A 17,861-nucleotide genomic window follows, 5' to 3' on the forward strand; every position below is an offset into this window, starting at 1 on the left:
AATCTACTACTTTGTTATTTGGGGGAGATTGTTATTATTTTTTTGACTGTTCTTGAGAGAGGAAAAAAGAGACAGCCTTACATATGCCTGCCTGATTGCCAGGAAAGCAGCATGATTCTTTTAAAAAGAACAGGTTCCCAGAATATCAAAACAATATCTTGCGCAACAATGTTGATAACAAGTCAACGCGGGCGATAGGAACAAAGATCAAAAATATAAAATTATTTGTCAGATACATTTAATTTATCTGCATAAAGAAAAAAGCAGCCCCTGTAGGGACTGCTTTTGATCGGTATTTGCAAAGTACACTTATTTGGCTGGTTTTTTACACCTGTGGTGCCCCTTCTTTGGCAGCAACTTCAGCAGCAAGCTTGCGCTTGTCACGCCAGTTACTGAATAAAGGCATCAGTAAAGCAAGGACCGCCAGAATCATGATGGTTAATGTCAATGGACGCTCCCAGAGGAAGGCAAAAGAACCATCAGAAAGTGTCAGCGAGCGACTGAGATTTTTCTCGAGAATATCGCCCAGAATAAAGCCCAGTAACATGGGAGCCATCGGGAAATTCAGCAGCTTCAGGAAAGTTGCCACAACGGTGATTAACACCATCAGCTGAATATCGAAGGCATTAAAGCTGACCAGATACACACCGGTGATCGAGAAGAACAGAATCAGCGGGATCAGAATCGGGCGCGGAATGACCAGCAGTCGTGAGATGTACGGAATCAGCGGCAGGTTCAGAATCAGCAGCACCAGGTTACCGAAGTACATGGAAATGATCACCGACCAGAAAACATCCGGATTGTCGACGAACAGACGTGGTCCCGGTTGAATACCATAAGCAATCAGTGCACCCAGCATAATGGCCGTGGTGCCTGACCCCGGAATCCCCAAAGTCAGCAGCGGGACAAACGAACCGGTTGAAGCCGCGTTATTCGCAGATTCCGGTGCTGCCAGACCACGCAATGCACCTTTCCCGAACTTCTCTTTTTCCGCTTTCGGTGCCAGATTCCGCTCCATGCCGTAGCTCAGGAAAGACGCGATTGTCGCACCTGCACCCGGCAAAACGCCAACCAGAAAACCAAACACCGATGAACGGGCGATGGTCGGGGCCACATGCTTCACTTCTTCTTTGCTCAGCTTCATGCTACCCAGATTGTTCATGTCCATCTGGGCATCTTCTTGCTTGTGCTCACCGCGCAGCACCGTCATCACCACTTCCGTCAGTGCGAAGGTTGCCATCGCCAGCAGCAGGAAGCTGATGCCGTCGATCAGATCCACATTATCAAAAGTAAACCGCGGAACACCGGTCATCACGTCGTTCCCGACCGTTGAGATCATCAGACCGAACACCGTCATCATCAGGGCTTTCAGCACCTGTCCCTTGCCAGAGAAAGCGGCAACCGCCGTCAGACCCAGGATCATCAGGGCAAAGTAGTCACTGGACTGAAAGCTCAGCGACACTTTTGCCAGTGCCGGTGCCGCAAACAGCAGGATGATGGCCCCGACGGTACCACCGGTGAAGGAAGAATATGCGGCCAGAGCCAGCGCTTTACCGGCCTGATTTTTCTGTGCCAGCGGGAAGCCGTCAAATGCCGTCACCACTGTACTGGAACAGCCCGGTGCGTTAATCAGAATGGAAGACGTCGAACCACCAAACACGGCACCATAGTAGACGCCTGCCATCAGAATAATTCCGGAAGCCGGATCCAGACCGTAGGTAATCGGGATCATCAGGGCAATCGCAGAAATCGGCCCCAGGCCCGGCAGCATGCCGATAAATGTACCCGCGAAACAACCGACCACAACCATCATCAGATTGAACGGCATCACCGCCGTGCTCAATCCTGTCAAGATTCCATCAAACATCAGGTTATCCTCCAAGCAGGCCAGTAATGAGACGACCAGGCGCCAGATAAATGTCGAGGATCTGAGTCAGCAGGAACCAGAAACCGGCAGCAAATGGGACAGATGCCAGCAACAAAATCTTCGGGCGACGCTCACCCAGCAGCCAGAAGCCCCCCACCAGAAAAACAACCGTCGACAGCAGGAAACCAATCCATTCCAGTGCCGCAGCAAAAATCAGCATCAGCACCAGCAATTTCGCCATCAGCACAAAATCCAGTCCGGTCAGATCCAGTTTGTCTGTTTCGCTGCGGCTGGCTGTCAGCAACTGACACAATGAAAAGAAAATGCCCATTCCGGCCAGTGCCAACGGCAGAGATTTCGCGTGAAACGGCTGAAATTCATCTCCGGGGAACAAAACAATTTCACTGCCGTAGTATCCGTAGGCGATGGACAGGCACAGAAACACCAGCCCACCGATATGATCTTTTGTTATCGTCATGGTCATCCTCACCACTATCAGACCCGGCCTTCATTGCTAAGGCCGCTTTGTTACCACGCGCACCACCCGGGCAGGCGGTGCGCAACAACGTCATTCAGACAGGGATTATTTCAGGAAGCCCAGCTCACGCATCAGGTTGCCAATTTCTGTTTCCTGCTGAGCCAGGAAGGCAACGAATTCTTTCCGCGGCTTGTAGATTTCAGTCCAGCCGTAGCGATCACGTACGGTTTGCCACTCTTTCGTGTTGTACATTTTGCCCAGGACTTCGGCAAACTCATCCGCTTTCTGCTCGCTGATGCCAGGAGCTGCGAAGAAGCCGCGCCAGTTTACGAAAGTCGCGTCATATCCCAGTTCCTGCAGTGTCGGAACATCCGGTGCTGATGGAGAACGCTTGTCGCCCGTCATTGCAAGAATACGGATCTCACCGGCATCTGCCAGGCTCAGCGCTTCACTCAAACCGGTCGACAGCAGTGTGGTTTCACCAGACAGCAGGCCAGCCATGGCTTTACCACCCGCATCATAGGCCAGATATTTCAGACGGCGCGGCTCACCACCACCGGCTTTAAAGGCCATTGCAGCAACCAGATGGTCCATGCTGCCGCGGGCAGAACCGCCAGCCACCGTGATGCTGCTCGGGTCTTTTTTATAATCGTTCACGATTTCAGTGAAGCTTTTGTATTTGGAGTTTGCCGGCACAATAAAGGCAGCATAATCACCGACGGTCGCAGCAACCGGGGTCAGGTCACGGAATGACTGAGGGAACACTTTAGACAGCGAACGAATCACAATAGGTGTGGAATTAACCATCAGAGTGTCGGTGGATTGTTCCGCTGTTTTGATCAGGTAAGCAATTGCTTTACCGCCGCCGCCACCGGACATATTTTCGTATGAAATGGTGTCGACCAGATTGGCATGAGACAGAACTTCACCCGTACCACGAGCCGTGCTGTCCCAGCCGCCACCGGCACCGCCCGGGACCAGGAAATGAATCGTATCGACTTTCGCCTGAGCACTCATACTCAGTGCAGAAGCCATAATGGCAGCGAGTACAGACACACGTTTGCGGGATATAAACTGAGTAAACATACCTTTTCCTCGTTATTAGACTGGGTTCCATTGCCCTGGCCTGATTGACCACACCGATCTGTCACTCCGGTTTACCGGCTCAGGCTCTGATATTGCTTTGATACAGATTGAAAGTATGCCAGCACCGGAAATATGAAAAGATTGTAAAAATAATGTGAATATCGGGCTTAAAGTGTATTAAGTTCATATTGTTCACAGCAATTTCACCCCGCTGACGTTACACTGTTTCGCTTGTATTATCCGGTGGATGGAACTCACCTTGTCATGACTAAGCTGTTGTCTCTGCGTCATTTTCGACTCAAAACCAGAATGGTGCTGATTCTGGGTTTTATCGCGATCCTGCAAACCGGTGCCCTCGGCCAGTTCACCATTCGCTATCTAGACAGTGTGTTACATGAACAGATTGGCCAGCAGGCCATGCGGGTCGCCCAGACAATCGCTGCTTCGCCGGATGTCATCCGTGCCGTCTCTGAAAAAAATACCGTCTTCCTCCAGCCGCTGAGCATCCGTATGGCGCAGGCCGCGCAGGCACGATTTGTAGTCATTGGTGATGAAAAAGGAATACGGCTTGCACACCTGAATCCACAGCGACTCGGAAAATCCATGTCGGACGATGACACCGACGATAACAGCCAGGCACTGATTCACGGTAAGTCTTATATCGCGTTGGATCAGGGCAGTATTGGCTGGTCGATTCGCGGCAAAGCTCCCATATTCAGTGCTGATGGTTCACAGATTATCGGCATCGTTTCTGTCGGCTATCTGCTGACTGAAGTCGACCGGATTGTCAGCCGCCACCAGTTGTCGATGATTGTCGCGATTACGCTGGCTTTTCTGTTCAGCGTGCTGATGGCCCTGTGGTTTGCCAATCATTTCAGGAAAGCCATCTTCAATCTGGAACCGGAACAGATCGGCCGGATGTTTCAGGAACGAAATGCCACCCTGGAAACCGTGCGGGAAGGGATTGTTGCGATCAACCAGCACGGTATCATCACAACGTTTAACCATGCTGCCATCAAAACTCTCCAGCTGCCGGAAGACGAAGTTTATATCGGTCGCCACATTACCGACGTGCTGCCCGACAACGGCATGCTGGATGTGCTGAAAAGCGGTGAGCACCATTTCGATAAAGAAATCTGGCTGCATGATCACAACCTGATTGCCAACCGTTTTCCGCTGATCCAGAACGGTGAAGTCACGGGCGTTGTTTCCAGTTTCCGGCTGAAGAATGAAGTCGATCTGGTCAGCCGTAAGCTGACCCGAATCCAGCAGTATGCGGAAAGTCTTCGCAGCCAGTCCCATGAATACAATAATAAACTCCACACAATCGCCGGCCTGATTCAGATCGGGGCCGTCGGGCAGGCACTGACGCTTATCGGGCAGGAAACATCCAGTCATCAGAGTTTTATTCAGACCATTATGCGAGCAACATCAGACAGTATTCTCGCAGGATGTCTGCTGGGGAAATATAATCGAGCCCGGGAACTGAATCTGGAACTGCAAATCGATGAGAACAGCCAGATGTCAGACATCCCCCCGGCTTTGCCCCGGGAGCAGCTGGTCAGTATTCTTGGTAATCTGATCGACAATGCGCTGGAGGCCACCCTGCATCATCAGGGGGCCGGTGGTATTGTCATCCTGAGTATGAGTGATTTAGGCAAAGAGTTAATTTTTGAAGTCGATGATCAGGGACCTGGGGTTCCGGCCGGCGATGAAGATAAAATTTTTACCCGCGGCTATACCACGAAGAATCAGGAAGGACATGGCATCGGCCTGCATTTAGTCAAACAACTGACCGAGCATCTGGGCGGCCTGATTACCGTTGAACCGGCCGAGCCTTCAGGCAGTCGTTTTACCGTTTATATCCCGAAATCGCTGCGCCGGTCCGACGGTGCAGAACATGGAAGCGAGGAACACCAGTGACAGCACCCATTTCTGTCGTCATTGCTGAAGATGATCCGCAAATCGCGGAAATACAACGCAGATTCGTTGAAAAGACATCGGGCTATCAGGTCGTGGGGATCGCCCACGGCTTAGACGAAGCCCGGGACTTAATTGATGTCTTCCGGCCACAGCTGCTGTTGCTGGATAACCAGTTTCCGACCGGCACCGGTCTGGAATTGCTGCGCGAGATCCGAGCCAAAAATTATCACACCGATGTGATCCTGATTACCGCGGCGAAGGAAGTCGACACCTTGCGCACCGCGATGCGAAGCGGCATTTTTGACTACATTCTCAAGCCCGTGGTGTTTGAACGTCTGCAGTCAGCTCTGTTTCACTACAGTGCCCATCTGAATAAATTATCGGATATGGAATCACTGGTTCAGAGTGATGTCGACGGTCTGCTCCAGCCCGCCAATGCGGAGGCGAGCCCTCTGAACACTGGCAATGCGAATGCTCCCCGGCTGCCGAAAGGCATCGACGGTCTGACGCTGGATAAAATCCGCAATGTTTTTACCGGACCCGGTATCCATCTGAACGCGGAACAGGTGGGTCAGGAGATTGGCGCCAGCCGCACCACAGCCAGGCGTTACCTTGAATATCTGGTCAGCACAGATGAACTCTGCGCCGAAGTGTCCTACGGCAGCGTCGGACGACCCGAACGAAAATACCGAAACCCGCAATGAAGGGCGGTAAAGCGATGAAATCAAAACGGGCCTTCTGAGACCTCAGAGCCCGTTTCCGGTTTTTTAAAGTTGCCGCGCAGTTATCAGCACTTCAGGGTTCGCAATTTCAGTCGGCTGGCCGTTGTTGTAGTTCACCAGATTCACAAAAGCTTTCTCAAAGTACAGCGTATAACTCTCTTGCTCGACAAAACCCAGATGCGGCGTACACAGCACATTCGGCATGGCAAGCAACGGCTCTTCATCCGGGTTGACTGGCTCCGTTTCATACACATCCAGGGCAGCAAACCCGGGGCGCCCTTCGCGTAAGGCCTGAATTAAGGCACCACTTTCCACCAGCTCAGCACGGCTGGTATTTACGAACAAGGCATCAGGTTTCATCAGCGCCAGATCAGCGGCGGTTACACTATCACGGGTCTGCGCATTCAGCCGTAAATGCAGCGACAACACATCGGACTGGGCAAAAAATTCAGCTTTACTGGCTGCCGCACGGTAGCCCTGTCCGGCTGCAAGTTCCCGCGAGGTTTCACTTCCCCAAACCAGCACTGTCATCCCGAATGCTTCTGCAATGCGGGCAATCCGCTGGCCGATTTTGCCATATCCCCAGATCCCCATCGTCCGGCCGCTGAGTACCCGGCCCAGCCCCAAACTGCCCGACTGCTGCCATTTCCCCTGTTGCAGTTTCTCACAGTAAGCCAACAGATGGCGGCTGGCGGCCATGATCAGCGCCCAGCACAGTTCCGTCGGTGCAATGGGAGAACCTGTTCCTTCCGCCACCGCGACCTGATGCCGGGTACACGCGGCTAAATCCAGATGCTGGCTGATTTTTCCGGTCTGGCTGATCAGTTTCAGCTGAGGTAAGTGCCTGAGCAGTGCATCGTCAATCACGGTTCGTTCACGAATCAGCACAAGCGCCTCTTTGTCTTTCAGACGTTCGACGAGCGCATCCAAATCTGAGGCTGGCGTGGTGTATACCGTCACTTCATGTTCACGCAGCAGAGCATAACCGGGTAAAGTCCGGACAACATCCTGATAATCATCCAAAATCGCAACTTTCATGCTTTCCTTGTCCTCCGTTGACCAGAGGCGCTATTCAACCATGCACGGACAGAAAGCTCAATCTGTTGCTTATGACCACAAACTTCAATGAAAGCGTGACGGACAACATCGTTCAAACAACGCACAAACAAAACACATGCAAAATGACGTCCTCTTTTTCAGAGACTTAGCATGAAGTTGCTACGGAAAATGCCGGGCATCTGCTACTATTTCAGACTTCTTTGACCACAGACTGTCTCGCATGACACACACGTTAACTTCAGCACGATACCGCACCGGAATGATTACCTTCATTCTGGCGTCTGTCGTTTGGCTGAATCTGTTGTCTGCGATTGTGGTGATCAACCCTGATTATCATCAGAACGGCCGTCACTGGCTGACCGGTGATAAAGTTCTGATTTGTACAGTTCACGGGCTACAATGGGTGTCCGTCGCCGAGTTAACTCACCCGCAGGAAGAACATACTCAGGCACACTGGCAGAATCAATGCCCTCTGCTGAGCCCATTACAACCGCTCAGTACCAATCCGGATCAATTCCGCCAGGTCATCCTGACCGCCATCGTTATTTTTGCCGGTGTCCGGATCGCTTCCCGGGTCTGGGCCAATAACAAGCTGTATACTTTATTCGGTCCGAAACAATCTCCGCCAGGATTCAGCAATTCCTGAACATAACTTTCAATTGATTGCTGAACAATTTCTACATGGAGAATGCTATGAAAACTGAAAATACTGTGAAAATAATGAAAACTCTGCTGCTGGCTGCTTCTGTCTTCACTGCCGGACTGGCTCAGGCGCATGAATTTAAAGCCGGACAACTGCATATTGAACACCCCTGGTCCAAAGAAGTCCCGCCAATGTCATCTGTGGCTGCCGCATTTTTCTCAATTGAAAACCATGGCGATGAAAACGATGTTCTGCTGCGTGCTGAATCACCGATTGCTGAAAAAGTGGAACTGCACGAACACGCCCATGAAAATGGCATGATGAAAATGCGCCAGGTCGCTGACATTCAGGTGCCGGCGCATGACACACAGTTGCTGCAGCCCGGCGGTTATCACGTAATGATGTTCAACCTGAAATCTGTTCCCAAACTGGGTGAACGCTTCCCGCTGACCCTGTACTTCAAGCATGCCGGTAAAGTCGATGTGGAAGTGAAAGTGGAAAAAGCCGACTACCAGATGGGAAGCAACCAGCCGATGGAACATCACAACATGGATCATGAAGGGATGGATCATGACCACATGGAAGACGGCGACATGGGTCATGATGAAATGAACCATAGCCATATGGACCACGATGACATGCACGACAACATGAATTAATCTTCAGGTCATCATCCCTACCCCGTTCAAGCTTGCCGGACGGGGTATTTTTTTACCCGTTCGCCACGATGAAAACGGTCCGTTCTGAACCCCATCTTTGATCAGACAAAATCCGGCGTGACTCGCCTTACTGCTTCAGACCATGAATTTCTGATGACAACGGTCACTGATTGTTGATCTCTTGAATTTTCGGACTAATATATATGGAAATTCGAATATGAATATAAGTAAGATATTCATCAGTGCAGAGACAGGAGCAAAGGCAGATCAACCGCGCTGTTCGCACTCGTCACCCGTTCACCCCATTGAGAGTTCCATCATGAATCAAGAAACCACCATGACACTCAAGACCCGCAGTAAAATGCAGTTTCTTGACCGCTATTTAACGGTCTGGATTTTTCTGGCAATGGCCATCGGTATCGGCATTGGGGTCACCTTTCCGGGCATTGCGGCATGGAATGAATCCATGACTATCGGACAGACCAATATCCCGCTGGCGATCGGTCTGATCCTGATGATGTATCCGCCGCTGGCCAAGGTCGACTATCAGCTGCTGGGCAAAATCACTCGTGATAAACGCGCAATCACCTTATCTCTGGCCATGAACTGGCTGGTCGGCCCATTGCTGATGTTCTCGCTTGCACTGATTTTCCTCGGTGATGAACCGGGATATATGACGGGCGTCATCCTGATTGGTCTGGCGCGCTGCATTGCGATGGTCCTGGTGTGGAATGATATCAGCGGCGGCAACAGGGAATACGGGGCTGCACTGGTGGCCCTGAACAGCGCTTTCCAGATCCTGACCTACAGCTTTATGGCCTGGCTGTTCATTACCGTACTGCCGCCATTATTCGGTTTCAGCGGTTATGCCGTGGATATCACCATGCTGGATATTGCCAAAAGTGTTCTAATCTATCTGGGTATTCCTTTTCTGGCCGGTTTTCTGAGCCGGAAATGGCTGGTTCGCATCAAAGGGGAAGACTGGTACAACCGGGTATTCATTCCGCGTATTTCTCCTGTCACCCTCATCGCACTGCTGGGCACGATCGTGCTGATGTTCAGCCTGAAAGGGGAAATGATTTTCGAACTGCCAATGGATGTTTTCCGGGTGGCCCTGCCGCTGATGATTTACTTTCTGGTGATGTTCTTTCTCAGCTTCTGGGCCGGAAGGAAAATGGGGCTGCCCTATGACCAGAATGCATCCATCGCATTCACCTCATCCGGCAACAACTTTGAACTGGCGATTGCGGTCGCTATTGCCGTCTTTGGCCTGAACTCCGATCAGGCACTTGCCGGTGTGATCGGTCCGCTGGTTGAGGTGCCCGTCCTCATTGCCCTGGTCAACGTCGCCCTTCGCATGAAGCGCACTTACCCGGTCGCTGCAGTGCAACACTGATGCATGAGGGTCTGCCGGCCCTCTTTGTGAAAGTTTCATGACAATTGCATCGCTGAGATTGATCCATTCGGCCATCGCACTAAGATATACGGAAATTCGAATATGGTAATAAACATGCTCCCCCATCAATTTTTCAAACTGCTGGCAGATGAAACCCGGGTACGCTGCGTCCGCTTGATCGTGAAAGAACAAAGTCTGTGTGTCGCTGAACTGACAGAGGCTTTGCAGGTCAGTCAGCCGAAAGTATCGCGTCATCTGGCGCTCCTGAGGGCCAGTGGTTTACTGGTTGACGTGCGTCAGGGGCAGTGGGTGTTCTACCGTCTGGCCGATGACTTACCCGGCTGGATGCAAAAACAGATTCACGGACTGGTCGATTCGAACTGTCTGGAACAGGAATATCAGCAAGACAGTGAACGACTGGCGGTCATGAAGCAGCGTTCAGTGTGCTGCCCATAACAATTGAAAAATCATTTTGTAGGAAGAATCAGGTATGACAATCAAAGTCGGTATTAATGGTTTTGGCCGCATTGGCCGTCTGGCACTGCGCGCGGCGTTTGACTGGCCGGAACTGGACTTCGTTCAGATCAACGATGTCGCTGGCGACGCAGCGACGCTGGCCCATCTGCTGGAATTCGATTCAGTGCAGGGCCGCTGGCATCATGCTGTCCAGGCCACAGGCAACCAGATTCTGATCAATGGTCAATCCATTGCCACAACGCAGGAAAAGGACATCGACGCCGTCGACTGGTCCGGCTGCGATGTGGTGATTGAGGCCACAGGCGTGCACCGTAAAACATCGTACCTGAACAAATATCTGGCACAGGGCGTGAAGCGCGTGGTGGTTTCAGCCCCCGTGAAAGAAGAAGGCATTGCCAATATTGTCGTTGGTGTGAACGATCATATCTTCAATCCCGAACTGCACCGCATTGTGACTGCAGCTTCCTGCACCACCAACTGTATTGCACCTGTGGTCAAAGTGATCCACGAAAAACTGGGCATTGAACAGTCTTCGTTCACCACCATTCACGATCTGACCAATACCCAGACCATTCTCGACGCGCCGCATAAAGATCTGCGCCGTGCCCGGGCCTGTGGCATGAGTCTGATCCCGACCACGACAGGTTCCGCATCGGCCATCATCGAGATTTTCCCGGAACTGAAAGGTAAAATTAACGGCCACGCCGTACGGGTTCCGCTGGCGAATGCCTCCCTGACCGATATTATTTTCGACGTCAAACGCGACACGACCGCCGAAGAAGTCAACCAACTGCTGCAAGAAGCCTCGCAAAGCGAGCTGAACGGTATTCTGGGCTACGAAGACCGTCCGCTGGTATCAATTGATTACAAAGGCGATCCGCGCTCGACCATCGTTGATGCTCTGTCGACCATGGTTGTTGGCAAGCGCATGGTGAAAATCTATGCCTGGTATGACAATGAAATGGGCTACGCCACCCGGACCGCCGAGCTGGTTCGCAAAGTCGGCCAGGCATAAGGAGTAGTTTCATGACACATCCAACCTGGACTTTACCGATCAATGACCGCAGCTCACTGGTCCTGACCCCTTGCCCCGGCACTAAAGGCGTCTCCCTGTCAGACAGCCTGGCGCAGCTGAAAGCGCAGGGCGTTCAGGCCGTCGTCACGGCAATCAATGCACAGGAAATGGCAGAGAAAGACGTCGCGGAATTAGGCCAGCTCGTTGTTGAGGCAGGTATGCTGTGGGCACATACCCCCATTGAAGACGATGCCGCACCCGGTGCCGATTTCGCAGCACAATGGCAGGCAGTAAGCCCGCACTTGCATACTATGATTGAACAAGGGGGCGACATCGCGCTGCACTGTATGGGCGGTTCGGGCCGGACCGGTTTGCTTGCCGCACACCTGCTGCTGGAACTGGGCTGGCCGCTGTCCCGCATCATTGAAGCGGTTCAGTCGCTGCGTCCGGGCGCCTTCACCAAAGCTGTGCAGGTCGACTACATCCGTCAGGTCGCCTCAGAATAATCACAACATCGCCGTTTCTTCGCCCTGAGCAGAGAAGCGGCGAATCAAATGAGTATCTTGTCTATGTTTGCCAAGTATTTTGCTCAGTTCAGCCAGCCGGTTCGCCAGTACATGCTGGTCACTTTCAATTACTGGAATTTCACTGTCACTGACGGCGCCCTGCGCATGCTGGTGGTCCTTTATTTTTATGAACTCGGCTATTCCACCCTCGCGATTGCCTCTCTCTTTCTGTTTTATGAATTTTTTGGTGTCGTCACCAACCTGATAGGCGGCTGGCTGGGCGCCCGGCTCGGCCTGAACCGGACGATGAACATTGGGCTGGGCATGCAGATTATCGCCCTGCTGATGCTGGCGGTCCCCAATCCGATGCTGACCATTCCCTGGGTGATGGCGGCGCAGGCACTGTCCGGGATTGCCAAAGATCTCAATAAAATGAGTGCCAAGAGCGCTATTAAGACCTTGGTGCCGGACAACAAACAAAGTGCCTTGTATCAGTGGGTCGCACTGATGACAGGCTCCAAAAATACCCTGAAGGGCGCTGGTTTCTTTTTAGGAGGGTTACTGCTCAGTATCATGGGCTTCCAGCATGCCGTACTGGCGATGGCTGGCGTTCTGGCCCTTGTCTTTCTCGGCAGTATCATGTCGCTGAAAGCGGATCTGGGGAAAGCAAAGAGTAAGCCGAAATTCGCGGAAATCTTCTCTAAATCAGAAAGCGTCAATATTCTCTCTGCAGCCCGGATGTTCCTGTTTGGTGCCCGGGATGTCTGGTTTGTGGTCGCGCTGCCGGTTTACCTCGGTTCTGTCTTTGGCTGGAACCACAGTGCCGTCGGCGGCTTCATGGCGGCCTGGGTGATGGCTTATGGTTTTGTGCAGGGGTTTGCGCCCCGATTCACCGGAAAAGCACAGGGTAAGGTGCCCGACGGACATGCGGCCACACGCTGGGCGTTGCTTTTAGCCTTGATTACAGCGGCCATTGCTACGGGCGTTCAACTGGAATGGCAACCAGAACTGGTCATTATCGCCGGTCTGATGATTTTTGGTGCAGTGTTCGCGATCAATTCTTCGCTGCACTCTTATCTGATTGTCAGTTACGCCAAAGACGACGGGGTTTCACTGGATGTCGGATTCTACTATATGGCGAATGCAATGGGCCGGCTGGTCGGCACAGTCCTGTCTGGCTGGGTCTTCCAGATCGCCGGATTGTCAGCCTGTCTGTGGGTGTCTTTTGCGTTTCTGGCACTGACCACACTCATCTCACTGAAGCTGCCCAAAATTCAGGCTTATCAGGTGGTCTCTTAAATTTGCATGATCTGTCGTATCTGATACTTGATATGACAGATCTGTTAGCCAGTCTTGACTCGAGCGCAGCGTTCAGCCTGCCGGATTCATCACTCACAACGGGGCAAACGTATTTTATTCAGACTGCAATTTGTGTTTTGCTCAATGGTATGTCGCGCATCAATTCCGAATCAATCTCAGTATTTTCTGATGCGCGCCAGACACTCTTTGCGTTGCGAGCACAAAGAGTGCCCAGAAATGCTTTTTCTTTCTCTCGTGCTGCCCGGGCCGGTTATAAGCGCTCCCTGCGCCGACAACCTAAAAATTCATCCATGAATTTTTCCCTGGGATTGTCAATGACTTAGGTTCTCGAGTGTGATTGAACCGTTCCGTTTTAAAACAACCTGTTAGAACGCTCATCGCAAGGAAACAAAACTGACAGATTGCATTCGAATCTTATCCAAAACACACTCATTCACATCATCGAAGTAAACTGATTTCAGGCAATCGGTAAGTCGGTTCGCTGTCCCCACTCCGCCCAGGAGCCGTCATACACGGCTAGATTCTTGTAACCACACTGATAAGCAGCCAGAAATCCGATACAGGCCGTGACGCCCGAACCACAGCTGAAATACAACCGATCATTCGGGTGAATCTGTTGTTCCTCAAACCGGGCCCGCAACTGGTGCTGAGCAAGGTATCTTCCTCCTTCCAGAAAACCGGCAAAAGGTAAATTCACTGCATGGGGAATATGTCCGCTTCTCAGTTCCGGACGCGGCTCAGGCTGCTGACCTGAGAACCGTTCTGCTGCCCGCACATCAATCACGTGATGGCCCGGAAGACCGGCCACTTGCACGATGTCCGGCCAACCCGCAATCCACGCTGGCTGACGTTTTGCCTGCCATTTTGGCTGCCAATCCCGGCCAGCAACCGGTGGGGCAGGTACATCCATGACCGGTTTCCCTTCGGCCAGCCATCCGGGTAAACCGCCATTCAGGACATACACCTGCTGATGACCCATCAGCTTCAGCAGCCACCAGGCTCTCGGCGCCGAATAAATGCCTTTGGCATCGTAAATCACAATCACTGAGTCCGGCCGGAGCCCCAGCTGATTCACTGCCCGCTGAAATGCATCATCATCCGGGACAGTATGTGGCAGCGGTGATGCAGGATCAGAAAACTGCCCGTGAATATCAAAAATCACCGCACCGGGAATATACTTTCTTCGCGCTACCTCATTATTTTCACCGGTAATGCTCGCCATGGTCGCATCCAGCACAATGAGATGAGGGTTCTGACACTCACGCTGAAGCCAATCCGTTGAAACTAAAGCACCCTCTTGCATTTCCCGCATCTCCGCGCATCTGTTCATCATGAGTAATTTCTGCGCAGTTTAAAATTATCAGCTGATGAAACACCATCTAAAGCTGAAGTTTTCATTCATTTTTGTCTGAAAACTTGAGCACGAACGTATTCAGAGACAAAAATGACAATCTTCTTCATGAGAGCCGTTGAGTTCAAGGCGGCGATGAACATGTAACATCCCGGCTTTCAGCCCCATCTGATAGCCTTCATCCAGTGTCGATTTCCGCATAGATAAGCGCTTCACGCTGAAGTTTTCAGGCGGTGCGATCACCCGAATCGTAGCGTCTTCCGGCGGATTCCGGATGAAATCCAGCGATGCGTTGTAGTTTTCCGCGCGTTTCAGCATGGCCCCGGCAATTTGCGGCTGACGGGCAAACAGCTTTTGAATGAGCCACGGATGTTTAGCCGGTTTCATCTGATAACTCAGCGGATGCGATAAAATCACCGTGATATCCCGTGCGCCACGCCGATAGGCTTCTCGCACCGGGATCGAATCGGCAACACCCCCGTCTGTGTAGCATCCGCCGGAAAAGCAGGGTGTCGCTTTATAAGCCACAGGCAATGCGCTGGTCGCTTCAATCACATCACTCACATTGTCTTCACTCACGTGATAATAATCAGCCAGCCCGGTTTCGATATTGGTTGTTGCAGCGATCAGTGCCGTTTTGCCAAACAAGCGCTGCTGATCCAGGGGATACAAGCGCATAGACTCTTCCACCAGCCATTTGACATCCAGCAAATTGCCGCCGCGCAAGAAACGGGACGGATTAAAGAATCGTTTATCCGTTGCCAGCTGTGTGATGACCCGATAACTGCGCTTGGGCTGATTTGCCAGATATCCCAACAGGTTCGATGCGCCCGCAGAGACGCCAATCGCTAAATCGTAAGGATGAAAATCATCTTCCATAAAGGCATCCAGAACACCGCTGGCAAAAATGCCTCGCATAGCGCCTCCTTCAACCACCAGTGCTTTATTCTTTTTCATATGCATCTAACCCACTGAATTAATTTAAGTTGATGTTAGACAAGCACGATACGAATAGATAATTGAAATCACGGATTATTGAGATAGGCAGAAGTGATGAAGCCGCTGTGAACCTGATCAACCACTCAAATTTTTATGCCATGAGTGCATATCGTTACCTATGTCGCTATCATTTGGCACAAAACACCCGCCCTCAGTCGGGTTCCATGATGATCTGATGTTTTCAACGGCAAAACAGCGAGAGACGCATAAGGCGCACAGACAGATGAAGATAAAGAAAAGTTTACTACTTTCAGCAGCATTCCTTTCGGTCGCCGGATGCTCATCAACTTCGCCCTCAGAAGACAGTGATGATCTTGCGTTCAGGAAGTCCGAGCCTATTCAGCTATTTATGACGACCTGTGTAGTCGGGAGAAGTGGTTTACCGGCTGTAGAGCAACTGGCACAAAAAAACGGTTTTCATGTGGCGCCTTCAGATGCTGCACGGCATTACCTGTACGGCAATCCCGGAAAAGCCTGGGTGCTGGAAAATGAACGAGGCAGCTATGGATTAAGCATGCTGGCAACGAAGAGCCTTTGCTCCGTATTTGTTCATCAGGGAGATCCGGATGAAATCCAGGCCAGTATGGAAGCCTGGCTGCCGCCAAAAGACAGTGGTTTTACATATACCAAAGCGATCGTGTCAGATTCAGGAAATCTCAAGACGACCGCATACGACATCTACCAGGGTCCGAAAAACATCGAAAGATGGGTGATAACCATCAATTATTCCCAGTCTTCCGGGTTAGTTGCCATCTTATCGTATACAGGTAACGACGTGTGATCACAGAGGCTACCAACAGGGGCTGTCGGACTTCATGTTATCGCTCATTTTCGATGCCTTGACTCCTGAAGCTGTCATCACACCGTACTCTGAGAACTTTCATCTATTTTTTATCCGGCAAAGGCGAACAGACAATGTATCCAATCAAATCCGGGGCTTGCTTATGTGGTGCAGTACAATTTGAGGTGGAAGGCGATTTTGATGCATTCTTTCTGTGCCATTGTCAGTATTGCCAGAAAGATACAGGTTCTGCCCACGCTGCAAATTTGTTTTCAGCCACGGCAACCCTGCGGTGGCTGTCCGGTCTGGATAAGGTAAACACCTTTACCCTGCCCTCGACACGACATCAGAAGAGTTTCTGCACCGTATGCGGCTCCGCGCTGCCGACATTACAGGAACAGGGAAACCTGTTAGTCGTCCCGGCAGGCAGCCTGAATCAGGCCATTGATATTCGCCCGACCGCACACCTCTTTCTTGCCAGCAAAGCCAGCTGGGAGCATGATCTCCAGCAGGTCACCATGTACAGTCATCTGCCTGAATAACACCATCAAAATGCAACCAAGAGCATAATGTGATAATTATTCCAGTCCAATGCGCTGCCTTTGTCACACGGGCTGAATGCTGAAATACTTGCTGTGTTTTCAGTTCAACATTTAGATGTATTGATAAGGACTCACAATGCAAATCAAAGAGACTCACACAGGCCAGGTCCTGTCTGTTCGGCGCCGTCTGATCATTTCTGAAATCGGTCCGGCCAGTGTCGACAGCTGTCGGATCATTCAGGACATCATTGATAAATCCAATCTCCATGTGACCGGTCCATGGCATTTTATTGCCTACAATCTGCCGCAGGACAACCACACTGAATTCGATATTGATTTCTGTCTGCCCGTTTCCGGCGAGTGCGATGAATATCTGAATGAGGAGGTTCAGGCCAGGGAATTAACCCGTTTCCAGTGCGCCAGCGCTGTCTACGAAGGATCATTAGATCATTTATTTGAGCAAGGTTATCAGCCGCTCGTAAAAGATATCGTCGAACAGGAACTCAGTTTCACCGGCGAAAGTCGTGAGGTCTACCACACCTGGTGCGGGCCGGACTCCGACAAGAATGTTGTAGAAATTCAGATTGGCGTTCAATAAAGCCTCCGGTTATCCGTGATGTCAGATTGACAGCGCCAGTGAAAAAGTTACCGTATCGGCTGAAATCAATCCTGACATCCAGATACCCATATGCGCAAAACCGATAAAAAAACTGAAAACCAGCTCAGAGTGATCCTGACTGATGTCTGCAATCATGCACTGGAAACCTATCCTGGTTTTCAGTGGCTGACCCACCAGGTGAATTATTCGAGCTTCCCGGATAGCCTTCGCATTGTCTGTGTGTTCGATATCCGGGAAAACTTGTCACACTTCCTGGCAGAACAGGGAAAACCTGCGCTGGATACACTGATTCACCAGAAACTGAATGCTGCAGGCATCCGGTTAAAAAAACCTGCCAGCCAAATCCACTACGATACGGAGGAAAGCTGTGCATTGGAAAACAACGGTCAATGGGCTGAGCGCTTGCGCTGATTTAGCG

19 protein-coding genes are annotated in these 17,861 nt (G+C 51.4%); 13 read left to right on the forward strand and 6 right to left on the reverse strand.

Translation table 11 applies throughout. The features are described 5' to 3' along the window. Positions 1–325: 325 nt before the first annotated feature. The 3 genes from L4174_RS21455 to L4174_RS21465 form a co-directional block, all read right to left on the reverse strand. The gene (locus tag L4174_RS21455) at positions 326–1,867 is read right to left on the reverse strand and encodes a tripartite tricarboxylate transporter permease (protein ID WP_248141768.1); all 1,542 of its coding nucleotides are present in this window, start codon (positions 1,865–1,867) and stop codon (positions 326–328) included. A gap of 4 nt (positions 1,868–1,871) precedes the next feature. Further along, positions 1,872–2,345 (reverse strand): tripartite tricarboxylate transporter TctB family protein, encoded by a 474-nt coding sequence (locus L4174_RS21460; protein ID WP_248141767.1) that lies wholly within the window; start codon positions 2,343–2,345, stop codon positions 1,872–1,874. 105 nt (positions 2,346–2,450) lie between these two features. Continuing rightward, entirely contained in the window at positions 2,451–3,431 is a 981-nt protein-coding gene (locus L4174_RS21465) for a tripartite tricarboxylate transporter substrate binding protein (protein ID WP_248141766.1), read from the reverse strand. A 264-nt stretch (positions 3,432–3,695) separates the two neighbouring features. On the opposite strand from L4174_RS21465, the gene L4174_RS21470 reads away from it, so the two are divergent. Both L4174_RS21470 and L4174_RS21475 read left to right on the forward strand, forming a co-directional pair. Then, complete coding sequence (locus L4174_RS21470) at positions 3,696–5,354, forward strand: sensor histidine kinase (RefSeq protein ID WP_248141764.1); 1,659 nt, start codon at positions 3,696–3,698, stop codon at positions 5,352–5,354. Beyond that, the gene (locus L4174_RS21475) at positions 5,351–6,058 is read left to right on the forward strand and encodes a response regulator (protein ID WP_248141763.1); all 708 of its coding nucleotides are present in this window, start codon (positions 5,351–5,353) and stop codon (positions 6,056–6,058) included. The genes L4174_RS21470 and L4174_RS21475 overlap by 4 nt, the downstream gene beginning before the upstream one ends. Before the next feature lie 63 nt (positions 6,059–6,121). Here the strand turns inward: L4174_RS21475 and L4174_RS21480 are convergent, their stop codons facing one another. Further along, positions 6,122–7,114 carry a D-2-hydroxyacid dehydrogenase family protein gene (locus L4174_RS21480; protein ID WP_248141760.1) on the reverse strand — a complete coding sequence of 331 codons (993 nt, stop codon included), beginning with the start codon at positions 7,112–7,114 and terminating at the stop codon, positions 6,122–6,124. A 241-nt stretch (positions 7,115–7,355) separates the two neighbouring features. On the opposite strand from L4174_RS21480, the gene L4174_RS21485 reads away from it, so the two are divergent. The 7 genes from L4174_RS21485 (at position 7,356) to arsJ (ending at position 13,130) form a co-directional block, all read left to right on the forward strand. Continuing rightward, the gene (locus L4174_RS21485; protein ID WP_248141759.1) at positions 7,356–7,781 is read left to right on the forward strand and encodes a hypothetical protein; all 426 of its coding nucleotides are present in this window, start codon (positions 7,356–7,358) and stop codon (positions 7,779–7,781) included. Positions 7,782–7,828: 47 nt separating this feature from the next. Beyond that, positions 7,829–8,437 (forward strand): copper chaperone PCu(A)C, encoded by a 609-nt coding sequence (locus L4174_RS21490; RefSeq protein WP_248141758.1) that lies wholly within the window; start codon positions 7,829–7,831, stop codon positions 8,435–8,437. 319 nt (positions 8,438–8,756) lie between these two features. Further along, positions 8,757–9,833, forward strand: a complete 1,077-nt coding sequence (arsB, locus tag L4174_RS21495; RefSeq protein WP_248141757.1) for an ACR3 family arsenite efflux transporter — start codon at positions 8,757–8,759, stop codon at positions 9,831–9,833. A gap of 114 nt (positions 9,834–9,947) precedes the next feature. Beyond that, positions 9,948–10,289 (forward strand): metalloregulator ArsR/SmtB family transcription factor, encoded by a 342-nt coding sequence (locus L4174_RS21500; RefSeq protein ID WP_248141756.1) that lies wholly within the window; start codon positions 9,948–9,950, stop codon positions 10,287–10,289. A 34-nt stretch (positions 10,290–10,323) separates the two neighbouring features. Then, positions 10,324–11,325, forward strand: coding sequence for an ArsJ-associated glyceraldehyde-3-phosphate dehydrogenase (locus L4174_RS21505; RefSeq protein ID WP_248141755.1), 1,002 nt, complete (start codon positions 10,324–10,326; stop codon positions 11,323–11,325). Between the two features lie 11 nt (positions 11,326–11,336). Then, positions 11,337–11,831 carry a phosphatase gene (locus L4174_RS21510; RefSeq protein ID WP_248141752.1) on the forward strand — a complete coding sequence of 165 codons (495 nt, stop codon included), beginning with the start codon at positions 11,337–11,339 and terminating at the stop codon, positions 11,829–11,831. Positions 11,832–11,879: 48 nt separating this feature from the next. Then, positions 11,880–13,130, forward strand: a complete 1,251-nt coding sequence (gene arsJ / locus L4174_RS21515) for an organoarsenical effux MFS transporter ArsJ (RefSeq protein ID WP_248141751.1) — start codon at positions 11,880–11,882, stop codon at positions 13,128–13,130. Between the two features lie 478 nt (positions 13,131–13,608). Here the strand turns inward: arsJ and L4174_RS21520 are convergent, their stop codons facing one another. Both L4174_RS21520 and L4174_RS21525 read right to left on the reverse strand, forming a co-directional pair. Then, the gene (locus L4174_RS21520; protein WP_248141750.1) at positions 13,609–14,484 is read right to left on the reverse strand and encodes a sulfurtransferase; all 876 of its coding nucleotides are present in this window, start codon (positions 14,482–14,484) and stop codon (positions 13,609–13,611) included. Positions 14,485–14,583: 99 nt separating this feature from the next. Next, positions 14,584–15,459: a patatin family protein gene (locus tag L4174_RS21525; RefSeq protein ID WP_248141749.1), complete on the reverse strand. Its 876-nt coding sequence runs from the start codon at positions 15,457–15,459 to the stop codon at positions 14,584–14,586. A 391-nt stretch (positions 15,460–15,850) separates the two neighbouring features. On the opposite strand from L4174_RS21525, the gene L4174_RS21530 reads away from it, so the two are divergent. From L4174_RS21530 to L4174_RS21545, 4 genes are all read left to right on the forward strand, one after another. Continuing rightward, positions 15,851–16,282, forward strand: a complete 432-nt coding sequence (locus L4174_RS21530; protein WP_248141748.1) for a hypothetical protein — start codon at positions 15,851–15,853, stop codon at positions 16,280–16,282. A gap of 134 nt (positions 16,283–16,416) precedes the next feature. After that, positions 16,417–16,824, forward strand: a complete 408-nt coding sequence (locus L4174_RS21535; RefSeq protein ID WP_248141747.1) for a GFA family protein — start codon at positions 16,417–16,419, stop codon at positions 16,822–16,824. A 136-nt stretch (positions 16,825–16,960) separates the two neighbouring features. Next, the gene (locus tag L4174_RS21540; protein ID WP_248141745.1) at positions 16,961–17,422 is read left to right on the forward strand and encodes a GyrI-like domain-containing protein; all 462 of its coding nucleotides are present in this window, start codon (positions 16,961–16,963) and stop codon (positions 17,420–17,422) included. Positions 17,423–17,512: 90 nt separating this feature from the next. Continuing rightward, positions 17,513–17,854: a Fis family transcriptional regulator gene (locus L4174_RS21545; protein ID WP_248141744.1), complete on the forward strand. Its 342-nt coding sequence runs from the start codon at positions 17,513–17,515 to the stop codon at positions 17,852–17,854. The last annotated feature ends 7 nt before the right edge of the window (positions 17,855–17,861 follow it).

The sequence above is a fragment of the Photobacterium sp. CCB-ST2H9 genome (assembly GCF_023151555.2).
In the GTDB taxonomy this organism is placed as follows: domain Bacteria; phylum Pseudomonadota; class Gammaproteobacteria; order Enterobacterales; family Vibrionaceae; genus Photobacterium.